The sequence below is a fragment of the Aporhodopirellula rubra genome (assembly GCF_014192335.1).
GTDB lineage: Bacteria > Planctomycetota > Planctomycetia > Pirellulales > Pirellulaceae > Rhodopirellula > Rhodopirellula rubra.
Genome location: NZ_JACHXU010000012.1, coordinates 1 through 12,709, shown reverse-complemented (window position 1 = coordinate 12,709; position 12,709 = coordinate 1). Strand labels below are relative to the sequence as shown.

At 57.8% G+C, this 12,709-nt stretch carries 11 protein-coding genes; 3 read left to right on the top strand and 8 right to left on the bottom strand.

Translation table 11 applies throughout. The features are described 5' to 3' along the window. Nucleotide 1: 1 nt before the first annotated feature. From FHS27_RS16570 to FHS27_RS16545, 6 genes are all read right to left on the bottom strand, one after another. Complete coding sequence (locus FHS27_RS16570; protein ID WP_184306023.1) at nucleotides 2–322, bottom strand: metal-sulfur cluster assembly factor; 321 nt, start codon at nucleotides 320–322, stop codon at nucleotides 2–4. Nucleotide 323: 1 nt separating this feature from the next. After that, nucleotides 324–797 carry a ComEA family DNA-binding protein gene (locus FHS27_RS16565; RefSeq protein ID WP_184306022.1) on the bottom strand — a complete coding sequence of 158 codons (474 nt, stop codon included), beginning with the start codon at nucleotides 795–797 and terminating at the stop codon, nucleotides 324–326. Nucleotides 798–1,085: 288 nt separating this feature from the next. Further along, nucleotides 1,086–1,541 carry an RbsD/FucU family protein gene (locus FHS27_RS16560; protein WP_044256476.1) on the bottom strand — a complete coding sequence of 152 codons (456 nt, stop codon included), beginning with the start codon at nucleotides 1,539–1,541 and terminating at the stop codon, nucleotides 1,086–1,088. A 185-nt stretch (nucleotides 1,542–1,726) separates the two neighbouring features. Further along, entirely contained in the window at nucleotides 1,727–2,341 is a 615-nt protein-coding gene (locus FHS27_RS16555; RefSeq protein ID WP_184306021.1) for a hypothetical protein, read from the bottom strand. 13 nt (nucleotides 2,342–2,354) lie between these two features. Continuing rightward, nucleotides 2,355–3,449, bottom strand: a complete 1,095-nt coding sequence (locus FHS27_RS16550; RefSeq protein WP_246419941.1) for an endonuclease/exonuclease/phosphatase family protein — start codon at nucleotides 3,447–3,449, stop codon at nucleotides 2,355–2,357. Between the two features lie 112 nt (nucleotides 3,450–3,561). Then, nucleotides 3,562–7,758, bottom strand: coding sequence for an FtsK/SpoIIIE domain-containing protein (locus FHS27_RS16545; protein WP_184306019.1), 4,197 nt, complete (start codon nucleotides 7,756–7,758; stop codon nucleotides 3,562–3,564). A 182-nt stretch (nucleotides 7,759–7,940) separates the two neighbouring features. Here FHS27_RS16545 and FHS27_RS16540 point away from each other — a divergent pair, with 182 nt between their 5' ends. The 3 genes from FHS27_RS16540 (at nucleotide 7,941) to FHS27_RS16530 (ending at nucleotide 10,495) form a co-directional block, all read left to right on the top strand. Next, the gene (locus FHS27_RS16540) at nucleotides 7,941–8,639 is read left to right on the top strand and encodes a DUF6677 family protein (protein WP_184306018.1); all 699 of its coding nucleotides are present in this window, start codon (nucleotides 7,941–7,943) and stop codon (nucleotides 8,637–8,639) included. A gap of 264 nt (nucleotides 8,640–8,903) precedes the next feature. Beyond that, nucleotides 8,904–9,767, top strand: a complete 864-nt coding sequence (locus tag FHS27_RS31140) for a hypothetical protein (protein WP_009102726.1) — start codon at nucleotides 8,904–8,906, stop codon at nucleotides 9,765–9,767. A 410-nt stretch (nucleotides 9,768–10,177) separates the two neighbouring features. Next, on the top strand, nucleotides 10,178–10,495 hold the full coding sequence (locus tag FHS27_RS16530) for a P-II family nitrogen regulator (RefSeq protein ID WP_009102730.1): 318 nt from the start codon (nucleotides 10,178–10,180) through the stop codon (nucleotides 10,493–10,495). A gap of 245 nt (nucleotides 10,496–10,740) precedes the next feature. On the opposite strand, the gene FHS27_RS16525 is transcribed toward FHS27_RS16530, so the two are convergent. Beyond that, nucleotides 10,741–11,907 (bottom strand): suppressor of fused domain protein, encoded by a 1,167-nt coding sequence (locus FHS27_RS16525; RefSeq protein ID WP_184306017.1) that lies wholly within the window; start codon nucleotides 11,905–11,907, stop codon nucleotides 10,741–10,743. Between the two features lie 136 nt (nucleotides 11,908–12,043). Further along, the coding region (locus FHS27_RS16520; protein ID WP_184306016.1) for an ISAzo13 family transposase at nucleotides 12,044–12,709 on the bottom strand (666 nt) is incomplete at its 5' end.

The window sequence follows — 12,709 nt, the reverse complement described above, 5'->3', positions numbered from 1 at the left end:
GTTAATAGATGCCGAGATGGTCACGTGCTTCGTCGGTCATCCGCTCAGGCGACCAGGCAGGTTCCATGACGACTTTGACTTCGCACGCATCGACCTCTTCGAGCGACTCTGCAGCCGCCTTGGTGCCCGCAACTAATTGTGGTCCAGCGGGACACATGGGACTGGTCAGGGTCATTTCGACATTCACGTCGTGCCGACCGTCTTCGTTCTCGTCTCCGACCTCGACAACGTAGACCAATCCGAGGTCCACAATGTTGACATACAATTCAGGGTCGATGACCTCTTTGAGGGCTTCGCGAACTTTGTCTTCGGCTAATGCCATCTCATCTATCCAAAGTAATGTGGCGGAGGGGGGGCTCGATATTGTTGTCCGAACGATAGAACGCCGACTCGGTTTGGTCAATCTCGCACCATGGATCAATGGTCTCAATCGTTGACGGTCCCATGCCGAGGATTGTGCTGAAATCGTCCCACGATTGAAAGGACCCCTTCTGCTGTCGGTGCCCTTGGATTCGTGCAGCCATGTTCGGCCCGACGCTCGGAAGTAAACCCAATTCACGAATGCTCGCGTCATTGAGCTGGATCTTCATTAGCGGCATTCGCATCGAAGGAGAAATCGACGCGTCGGAATCAATTCGCCGAGCCGTTGGTTCCACACCGGAATTCGGTTGCAATCGCGTCGGCAGATCCCAATTTGGAGAGGGGGCTGTCCAAGCCGCCCATCCGATCATGGCGAGCATCGCCGCTCGGATCGCGGGGCGTTGCAGTGGCCCTGACCTCGCACTCGGTTGGCTCAATTCTTCCCTCCGCGTTTGCCCCTTTTACGCGACAGCACATCGCTCAATCGCCTGGCACTGGTATACGTAACGACAGTGCCGAAGTAAGAGTCTATGCGCGAAGGGTCACTGGAATCAAACGAAAAATTAAAAAAAGGAAACGGTTGCCGATGCTAGCAAACCGAACCGGCAGGCTTTCGCTTCATCCCCCAACGAGGCCAACGGAACTCGGCGAGAGTTCCAATGGCCTCCTTGATCGCCGTCGCTCTTGCCGAGTATCCCTTTCGACGTTCCGGTCGCAACGCCGTTCTAAGCGGTTTCGTCCATTCGAACTCCGACCACGAGCAGCAGGTTCGCGTATCGCTGTTGGTCGGCCGTTTGAATCGTCAGTACATGATCGGGCGTGATCACGTGATCGTAGAACGCCCACTTTTCGAGCGACTTCAGTTCGACTTTCGATCCCGCGTCGCGCAGCGATTTTCGGAAGTCTTCCCAGACCGGTGGATCTCCGTCGAGCGCGTACGGGCCCGAGGTTTCGGTCTCCATCGTCATCGCCGCTTCGATCGGAACCGCCGACAGGATCGCCTGCAGGGCTTGATCGCACGTGATCAGACCCGGCATCAAATTCATGCTGACCAATTTCGCGTTGGGCCCACGTTTGTTCAACGCGGGATAGTTTCCGTCGGCAATCAGAATCGTGCTGTGGTGACCCGACGCGGCGAGAACGGAAGTGATTTCGGGGTGGATGAGTTTGTTGAGCAGCATGAAGTGGTTGACCTGACTTGGGGACGGTTGGAATGCGATTAGTCCGGAACAGCACCGGCGCAAGACGTTTACTGTATCTGATTTGCGAGCACAACTGGCCGGGATCACGTCACGACTGCAGAGGCCGTTTGATTCGGTTACGCATCGACGAATCAGTCGTCGCCGCACCGGAGGTCGCGGTTGCGTCAGACTTTGCGAACGAGGTTAATCCCTTCGCGTCCGCGATACGTCATCAGCAATGCACCCGTGGACGCTCGCGCGTCGAAAATGTGTTCGAAGAAACCATGTTCGCCGGGCCACGGGAATGCGAAGAACAGATCGAAGTCGTCGACGTTCAGCCCGATTTCGTCGTAGGTGTCATCTTCTTCGGTGTCGACGTTTCTGACTTCGTTGGCGATCTCCGCCAGGCCTTCGACGCCGCGTGGCACCAGGCTGCCGCAGTAGACGTGTGCTGAATTCCCGAGCGACTGAGCGACCGCGTTGGCTTCTTGGACGAGTCGCGGTTCGATTTCGATGCCGACCGCTTCCATCCCACGCATCGCCGCCAGCATTGCTCCAACGCCGAATCCGGCTCCCCATTCGCAAAACCGGTTGCCGGCGAGCAGGTGTTGTTCTTCGACCCACGTGAGTGCTTGATCGAGAAGGTGAAAATCGCACGTGACGAAATTTTCGATCACCGTTTGGTCGGCCAACATGAACGCTTCGATCGCCTCGTTCGCGGTATCGATCAGATGCTCGGCCCCCTCGTGATAATCAATCTTCTTCACAGAGTCGGGAACTTCAATTTGCTGCAGCGTCATGGGGAGTCGGGGATCATTGCGGAGTTGGTTTGATATCGATCCATACCATACGGTGATCCGTCGCGTCGAGACATCGCCCTAGTGACGTGCTCGGTTCCGGCCAAACCACCCCGCAGTCGACCAGCGGCATGTTCACGGAGGGAATCACGTAATCCACTCGGACCCGTCGAGATCCGAACAACGCTGTCGCCACGCTGTGTGCTTCACTCTTCGGTGCAACGTTTTGTACTTGGGGACAAGCGAGCAGTTCCTTGATCCCGGCTTGGCGACTGTCACCAGCGAGCGGGTCGGAATTCAGATCGCCCGCGATCGCGAACCACTGGTCGTCGCCGAGTCCGCCGCTGATTCCGTTGTCATCGACCAGGAATTCAGCGTTGGGAGTGCACACGTACTCTCGCCAAAACCGAATCTCGTCGTGGTTGCGACACCCGTTGCGATCTTCGGGCCCATCGAAAACCGGCGGTGTCGGATGGCTGACGAGAAAATGAAGCGTCCGTGGGCCGCCCGCTGATTCGGGAATTACGATCGGCACGTCGACGTGGTTCTTGCTCGACAATCGCAGTCGCTGCCAAACCGCGTCGCTGTAAAAAGACGTGCCCGTCTCGGGATCGGTCGGGCGTAACGCGTCGGGCAAAATCGACCAGCGGTATTTCTGAAACGTTCGAGCGTTGTCCCTGTCGATCGGGAAACGGCTCAGCACCGCCATCGCGTACTGTCCGGGATATCGTCCAAATCCCCAAGCATCGGTCGGTAGGACCGTTCGTCCATCGTCGTCGAGATCCACGTCCGCGAGCAGGCCGGTGTTCGTAGGGATGGACCATCGGTAAGGGTAATCGATCGGTTCGGTGACGTCGGATCGATCGGCGTTCAGGTATAGGTCGGCGAACCGATTGACCGTCGTCGCGTCCGGTTCATGATCGATCTCGCACAGCAGCAAAACGTCGGGGCGGATCGTGCGGATGATTCGCGACAGCTTGATCGCCTGGGCGTCGGCGCCCCCGCCTAGTTTCGCGGCCACTTGTCCGGCAGAGTCGCCGTAGAGCGAAACGTTCATCGACGCGATGCGGATTGTCTTCACGCTCGGTTCGGGGGAATCGGCGAAAGTCATCGCGGGCGAAATCATCAAGAGGGCGAAAGCAACGCATCGCATGGCGGGGCCGAACGTTATCAACGTACGGTGGCGATTCGTTGCGTCCCGGGGAAATACCCGGCGAGGCGAATCAGCCGAGTAGCAACTCCACTTCTTCGCGGAGTGGCGGGTCACATATGCGGAACTTCGTGGTGCGGCCATCGGCGTCGTCGTAAAGGATCATGGTGGCGGGGGATAGCTCAGACGCAGCGGGCGAGTCGATCAGCAGCGACGAGTCGGCCGCGTTGATCGGTCCGATCAGCCGCAGTTCCAAATCGTGCTGGCTCTGGCGAGGCAACCACCTCGAGAGAATCTCTGCCGAAGGGAGTGTGACCACTACGAAGACACCGACCGACGGTCCGTCACGTAGCACCGACTGGAACGCTTTGCTGCCGCTCTGTTTGTAGGCCGCGTCGAGCGAAAAATCGAGCTGCTCACTTTGTCGTAAATCTCGCAGTCGGTCGAGGGCATCGACGATCACCAACATCGGCCGGCCGTCATCGGTAATCGGCTCCGGTGCAGGTTCTGGTTGCTCGGCGACAGCGCTGTCCGCTGAGGCACTGTCGGGAATGTTGCCGTCCGATGTCGCTCCGTCGGCGGAAGCACCCGTTGGGTTGTCTAATGAAAACGTTCCGGTGAATTTCCGGTGTTCATCGGGTTGTGTCGGTGTCACCTCGACCTCGCGGCCGGTTTCTTTTGCCACGCGAGCGGCGACGAGGTTTGACAGTTCGATCACCTTCGCTTCGGCGTCACGGGTGCGGACGATTTGGGATTCGATTCCTGATTGGCGAATCCAATCGGCAGTCGACTCGCCGTCATCGGCACGTGAACCGTCGAGCAAAACGATCGAAAGGTCGGGGGTGTGTTTGATCGCCGAGGCGACGAACGTTCCCACAATTCCAACTCGCATTTTGGGCGGCGCGACCAATAACGCGTTGCGGCCCGTGTCGGACTGAAAACGCAGCGTGGTGGGAGGCCCGAGTTCGACCGCTTCGCCGAGCAGACCGACCACGCGGTCCGATGACGCGGCCGTTTGGATTGCCGCGGTCGCGAGTTTCGCAGTAAATCGGCTCGGTCGGTTCCCCTCAAACACAATCGCCGGTTCGAGCGTCGAGTTGAACGCCGCGTCACGTTCGGCGATCTCGGTCAACATCGCCCCGTGTTCCTTCGGCCCCAACCACGCGACCTGGAAGGGATGGTTGCCTTCGAGCAGGCCGCTGGCGTCGTTATAAATCGCTTCGCCGGGACGCGTCAGCAAACGGGCCGCCGTGTTATCGTCGGCGAGAATCATCGCGGCGTCCGATTCGCTGCACTGCATCGCCACACGCACTGCCATTTGTCCCAGTGTCGCACGCGGCAAACTGTTCGCTCCGGCGAGCGACTGGCTACTCAAAATGACATGGATACCAAACGACCGACCCTGGCGAACCAACCGGTCGAGCAGCGCCGTGCAGTCGGCTGCGAGCGAATCGTCACGGGTGAACAATTCTTGAAATTCGTCGATCACGAGAATGATTCGTGGCATCAACACGTCGGGCCGCTTCTCGCGAAATTCTGCCACTTCCTGCACGCTCGCATCGCGGAACGCTTCACCACGCGATGTCAGTTCCGCATCAAGGCGTTGCAGCACGCTCCGTCCAAATTCGCGTTCGCTTTCGATTCCGATCACACGAGCGTGCGGCAGCGCAGTGTCGGCGTACACTTTGAACTCGACGCCCTTCTTGAAGTCGAGCAGGTAGTACTGCAGTTGGTCGGGAGTGTACTGGGCGGCGCCCGCGGTGATGATGCTGTGCAGCAACGTGCTCTTTCCCGAACCCGTCTTACCTGCAATTAAAACATGTTGTCGGACGCCTTCGCCGAGCAACAGATTTCGGGTGCGTCCGGCACCCTGGCTGCCGATCGTGATCGCGATTCCGTTGTCCGTGCTGGCGGTTTCCTCAGGCGTTGGGACTCGCCCCTCGGGCAACAGGCTCTCCAGCTCCACGACGACGCGAGCGGCTTCCAAAGAAGCCTTTCCGATTCGGCGGATCAGTGGATCACGTACCTCGGACGGTGGCGGCGGCGCGGGCCAGAATTCAAGATCGCCGAGCCCATCGGACTCGCAAACCCAGTGGGCGGCGGAGCCCGGCTCGTGGATCTCATCCGAAGCCGGTTTGCCGTCTTTGTCGCTGGAGTTGCTCTTGGGTTTCTCGGCAACGGTCGGGGCAACGGCTTCGCGGTAACCGATCCGCAGCAGCTTTTCGCTGCGCAGTGACGGCATGTCGGGCGGCCACGCTTTATCGTTTTCGATCACCAGGATCACGAACACGCCACACCTCGCACCGCTTTGAATCAGCGATCGCAAGTGCATGTACGATTCTCGTGAGAGTCCATCGGGGAACCCGACCGCGGCGATCGCGTGATAGGGCTCGGCGAGTGACCCGGCGACTTCGTTGTAATCCTCGATCCTTTCGAACCGGTCACGCAAACTCGCCTGCACGACGTTCTCGACATGCTGCGTCAGTTCTGCGAGACGTTGGGTGATCTTGTCACTGGTCGTCCAAACGCGGTGATGGATCAACAACGGGTCGTGATCCGCGAGTGCCATGAAGCTGGCAAAGTGCTGGCCTCGGCTGTTGGCGTCGATCAACGTCACGCGGGCGCGTCCCGGCATCGCGCTGCTGAGCAATCGCCATAAAATTTGGTGAGCGATGTCGATCGCTTCGTCGAGTTTCTCTGAGGGCGTTTCGATCAACACGCCCGAGTGCCGTCGGCGGTGGATCGCCAGCGGCATGGTGTCGGGGATGTCGATTTTCGAAAGAATGTCCGCTTCGGCCGGCGCGTCGCTGCTGTGGGCGTACCCGAGCGCTTCGTCAAATTTGGTCTTTAGCCGATTGCCCAAACGGATTTGACCGAGCGGCAGGAAGTCGATCGACTCGTGCGGCTCCGGCGGCGAAGTCAGGATTTGTTGCCACGGAGGGAATCGGTAATGAACCAAGTCGGTCGCGGCAAGTATCCGGCTCATCCCACGTCGCAGCCCGGACTCGAGCCGTGTGGCGAGCGATTCGAGAGTTTGTTGGTGGTTTTGCAGCGTTTTCTGGCGAGTCTGCCCGGCCGCTTCACCGGTTTGAGTCAGTGTTTGAGAGATGTTTGACGCGAGCGTGTCGGCTCGCTCTCGCATGGTCTTTTGTAACGTCGCGAAACCACTTCGAAATTGAGCGTCGATGCGTTCGAGTTGAGCCTCGAGTTTCGCTTGCTCTTCGGCCTGTGCCTTGTCGAGCTTCTTTTGCATGTCGGCGAGCTGGTCACGTTTCCAACGTTCGGCTTCGGCGATGTGGGCTTTGCGACGGTCCAGCAATTCTTTGGCGGCCTCTTCGGCGAGCCTTTTCGAAATGGTTTTTCCTTGCTGGGCCGACGTTTCCGCTGAGTGTCGAATGCGTTCGGAGAGCGGATGCAGTTTGCGAGTCATTTTGCGGAGCGGGAACAGCAAGATCGCATAGATCGTGAACCCGAGCACACCGGCGACGGCCACCAACCCGATCAGCCACCAAATCAACGGTTGTGGTTTCATCGTCAACATCACGATCCCGCCGATCGCGATAAAGACAGCCACGCCTGCAGGCAAATAGAACGAGTCAACGACTTTGGACGCAAACCCTTTCTGCATGTCCACCGTGACGGCTTTGACGCGTCGATTTTGACGGGTGATCAGTTCGATCGCGTCACGAACGGTCGTCGGTTCGGACTCTTGGAACTCGATGTGCGGGTCTTTGGGCAGCGACACGTCGAGCAGTTGGTCGATGCGCCGCATCGTCAAGTCGCGGGCCCACTGCAGGTCTTCGTTTCCGGCCGCCAACGCTTCGTCGAGTTGTTGGCTCTGTGCGGCCTGCTGTTTCTTCGGTTGGTCTTTTCGTTGGTTGTACTGGTGCTCAATCGCGATCAGGCGTTTTTCAACTTTGCCCTCGATGACCTCGGTTTGTTCCGCTGACGCCTTGCGATATTTTATACGGATCCGCCGCAGCTGATCGCGGGTTTGGATGGTGGCCGATTCGTAGGCGGCGATCGCCTGTTCTTGGGCGTCGTCCCATTGCCTCAGCGTGCTGTTTCGGTCTTGCTGGCAATTTTGACGCACCTCGGCGAGTTGTTCGGCGAGTTTGCGTTCCAGGTCCTGGTGCTGGGCCGACTGTGCCAACAGCAATCTTTCGTGATCGCTACGTGACGCAGCAACCCGACCTACTAAACCATCGATTAATCGCCGCTGTCGTGCGGGATCAAAAAGAAAAACGGGGGCAACAGATGAGTCTTTCATATCTGACGATTCTAGCCGAACTGAATCGCCCGGGTGGCTTGGCTATCGCCGGGAGCGAATATTTCGCACAATAGGCCACGCACAGAACCGGTACATCCACGCAAGGTGGAACGGACCTCCGGTTTCGTGCTCAATCGCAACGCCGCGATTCGCACGCCGACATCCTCGACACTCAGACGACTATGGCTTCTCGCTCTCGGACATCCCCTTCCCCTCAGTCGGACGCCAACCCCAAGGCGAGATCCGGCGAAGGTTCGAAAAGTAATGAGAGCGAGAAATCGGACTCTCCGCCAAAGTCCGGTCAAATCAAATTGTCCTCGGAGGTGCTCAACGGCGATTCGATTATCGAGGTCGATGACATCGAAATTGACCTCCGGAACCGTTATTTGGCAGCGTTTCTCGCATGGATTTTGCCCGGTGCCGGCCACGTTTATCAGGGCCGCCACGCCAAAGGCACGTTGTTCATCGTCAGTGTTCTGTCGATCTGGTTCCTGGGGTTCGCCCTGGGCGGTTGGAACGTCGTCTACGCGTCGTGGCAACCCGGTGACCGGCGGTGGCATTATTTCTTGCAAGCCGGTGTCGGCGCCGCAGCCCTGCCCGCGCTCGTTCAGGGTGACCGGATGCGGCGCAGCACGGACCCCACGACCGGACGCACCCTCGACAGCTATCGGCCGCTGTGGCGTGGGTTCATGGCACCCCCGCATCGCCCCGTTCTCGAAGGCGAAGCCGATGAAGTCGCCGCCTGGTACGCCCGGCGCGGCAGCGGATATGAAATGGGAACTTGGTTCACGATGATCGCCGGCCTGTTGAACTTCTTGGTGATCTACGACGCGTTCGGTGGCCCGCTCGCCGTGCCGATCAGTGGCAAACGCAAGACTTAGCTACAAGACGTAGCTAATTGCAGCCGGCCGAGTGGTTTTTGGACGATTCGATGCGGACAATCGGTACAAACGGACATTGCCAAGGGGACGAACCGGGCGGTTCGGTCGACTGCCCCGCAGACTCGCGGTTGGTTCCTGCCGAGAATCGCACTTTCGCTTTGAAAAATTTGTGAAATCCGCTCCGCTCGATTAGAATCTTGGGTTCTGCCTCAAATTCTCGACTTTTCGATCCACCTCTCTCCCTTCTCTGCTCGGATCAACGCTGTGAAACGCCTTTCAATGCACCCTACCCGTTTCTCGATCCTTTCTTTGTTCGCACTCGCGGCGGTCGCCGTTTCCTACTCCGCTCAGGCTCCCAGTGCGGTAGCCGGCGGTGGGGAGGACCTCGACCAAGCCGGTTTGTTTGCGGCGATGGACGCCGGTCAGGTCGAAGCGACCTTTATCCCGCAAAACGCCGCGAAAGCGAACTTGCTGGTTAAAAACCTCACCGAAAAACCGATCCGAATCCAAATGCCAGCCGCGTTCGCCGGTGTCCCCATTAATGCCCAAATGGGTATGGGTGGCGGCATGGGTGGTATGGGCGGCGGCATGGGAGGCATGGGCGGCGGTATGGGTGGCGGCGGTGGCGGTCAAGCCATGGGTGGCGGCGGCGGTATGGGCGGCGGCATGGGCGGAATGGGCGGCGGCATGGGAGGCATGGGCGGTGGCGGTATGGGCGGCGGAATGTTCACCGTGCCTGCCGGTCGTGTCCAGAAAGTCGCCCTGAACACCGTTTGCCTCGAACACGGAAAACCGGATCCCAACCCACGCATGAAATACGCGATCGTTCCTCTGGAACGCGTCACCAGCGATCCGGCTGTCGCACTCGTTTGCCAAGCACTCGGGAACGGACAAGTTGCTCAGAACACGGCCCAAGCCGCAGCATGGAACCTGATGGACGGATTGAGCTGGGAAGAACTCTCGAAGAAGAACCGCGTCGAAAGCCGCTACACCGGCAACGTCCGTTACTTTTCACCTCTCGAACTGCGTGCGGCAATGGCGATCGTCGCCGAAGCCAAACGAGTCGCAGCCGAGGAAATGCCTTCGTCGGCCAGTGAATCGGAATCGAGCGATCACCCGACTTCGTAAGTCGCACGTGATTCAGAGCGATCACGACGCAAAAAAAACAACGCAGCCCCGTTCCCCTGAACGAGGCTGCATTTTTTTTGTGTGCGACGGTGCGTGCACGAAGACGGCTGCAATCTCGCGAGTCAAACGCCGGGCGAGACTGTGCCCAATGTCCTGACATGCTGTTAACTGATTCGCCTGCTGAATTACTCGTGTCAGATTGAAGCGTCTGCAAGACTTCCATTTCGAGAACAACCAAAAGCCAGGGTTCAATCCCGCTCCATTGCCGATGCGTCTCGATTGCATCTGCACTTGCGTCCGCCGTTAGGCGGTAATTCTTCCACCGAGGATTGCAACGCGGGGCCGGGTGTGCTGGAATCACCGGACGTACGCACCGGCAGGCTCTTTTTATCTCTCGTCACCACACGCTCATGATTCTGATTCAAGCGATCATTCAGCCGATCCGACTGTCGACCGTTCGCTCGGCGCTACAGGACGCGGGCTATCCCGAAACGATGGTCAGCGACGCGTTGGGGTACGGACGGCAACGCGGGCAGACGGCAACCTTCCGAGGCAACGAGTATCGCATCGACCTGCTCAGGAAGGTCATCTTGGAGCTCGTCGTCGACGACGAGGATCTCGACGAGGCGATCGCCATCATCCGATCCGCCGCAAAAACCGGCTCTCAAGGTGAGATCGGCGACGGAAAAATCTTCGCGATCCCAGTTGCCGAAGCGATCACGATTTGAGGGTGACAGGTGAAAGATTGCCGGTTGCAGGCGTTTGCTCGGGTACGCCGAAGGCGTTTTAGATAGTAGCCGGCCGTCGAGCGAAGCGAACACTGCCGGATCCATCTTGCAATCCGTCTCCGTCCCCATTGGCAAGTCTCGAAGCATTCCATGGCAACCAAGAGAGCGAACGCTACCGCGTTCTCCGGTGCAGTACGGTGGCGAATCGGTACCGGACACCTTTGATGCGACCCCGCTAAAACGCATTAGTTTACTGCCACGTTCAATCGACTGGTATCCACAATGAATGGAACACTCTGCCTGTCGAATGCTCTCATCAAGGCGGCGGCACCATCTCGCATCTCAAGAATTCGTTCTTCCTGGTAAAGCGGCACCATTCGGAAGAGTTGGACCGTGTTCCCGTCGGAGCGTCGAAAATGCTTTTCCGCTAGCAGCATGATGGAGGTGAATCGGGTGTTCGGTCCGAGGGGCCGCGGCGGATCTTTGCAGGCAATGATCGTGAGTGGGCCACCCAGCGAAACGGGTTTTTGAAGAGGATAGGAAGCGATCTTTCGCATCCACTTCACTGGCCAAGCAAATTGAGGATCGTCGCTGGCAAACATCCAATCCCCAGGTAATTCGATGAACAATTCCGCATACCGATAATCATTTTTACCTTTAAAAGGCGGCATCGCTTGGTGTGACAACCCAGTGGTGTAGAGCGTTACATGCCGACGACTACCTGCCGCGGGAATGACACGAACTGCAATCGCTGGCAGCCCGGGCTCGATCTCGTTAAGTGATTGAGCGAGTGTCGCACCAAAATGAGTGTTGAAGTAGGAGATGGTTTCGTCTTCTGGTGGCAAACGGGTGCTTGCCGCATTGGACGGATGCAAATTCGCTGCCTCAAGTTCCGCTGCTGTTTTTGCACCCTTGGATTTGAGGTAGTCTGCCACCGCGGGATCATTCGTCCAGTCGAGGGCGGTGAATCGCTTGGCCGGGTCGCCGTAAAGATTGTGCAATTGATTAATATCTGCGTCAGCTTCCACCAACCAACGCACATAACGCATCCGGCGCTCGGGTGACTTGCGTTGGTTGAGAGCTCCAATCAACGGCCGACCCAGTTGTAGGTCAGTTCCCGAGTCGATCAGCAGTTTCGTGATTTCGTCGAGGTCGTTCCCAATTGCGATCGCCAATGCGGTCGATCTCTCTGGAAGTCGCACAGCGTTAATGTTGAATCCGAGATCGATCAGACATCGGATTGTTTCTATCTTCTTTCTCGAAACCGCGAGCGAAAGAATCGTCGTCCCTTTCTCGGAGACGCTTTCTTCGGCGAGTTCAGGGTGTTGTTGACACAACTGCCGGATCGTATCGAGCTCGCCTTTGAAAACGGCACCGAACAGCTGTATGCGTGGTTCTATTGTTGCACTCAAATTATCAAGTCTCCTCTTTGCAGAAGTTGCCAGCGAGAAAATTATTCGATTGGGTTCATTGTGGCGAGTATCTTTCTGATTTCTTGATGTTATGGAGCTGTTCGGAAATAACTTCGGGATTTCATGCTGGTAGAACTTAGTTGAATTGACCGAGAGTTTCATCACGCTCTGTCGGTTCGTTTTGACGAAATTCGGCTGCCGCTTTAATGCCGGCTTGATAGGTTTTGCGAGCTAATTCGCATATGACTCGGAGTCCGGTTCGTGTGCTGACTTTGGAGAACAGCAACTGCATCCAGGAAAGTGACTCGACCAAGCGACCGCTGATCGCCTGTGGCAGATGACAGAACAGGCGGTGATCAATCGGATTGTATTTGCTGCAGTACGGCGGAAGGTGAGCGACTCGGATTGGAATGCCCAGCAACTGGGCCACTCGATGAAGTCGTTCTCGATACAGTGGAACTCGGTATCCGTTGCTGCCTCCACAATCAGCCAGTACTAAAATCCCCCCGACCCCAGAGTAGCGTGACTGTCCCATTCGATACCAGTAACGACGAACTGCGTCCGCAGCCAACTCACCCGTATCTGCTCCAGTAGCCAAGTAGACGAACGCCTCGTTGGCGACCGTATCATAGACACCGTAGGGTATTGCCTTCTGGTCACTGCTGTAGGAACCAAAGTCATGGTCAAACGCGTGGAGAGCCCCATCGGTCCAAGCTCGACCGGAGCGAGCGAAGTCGCCAATCAGCTCCTTTTTCTTTGTGTCAACGCTCAACACCGGCCAACCGCGTTGCTCGTACTGGCG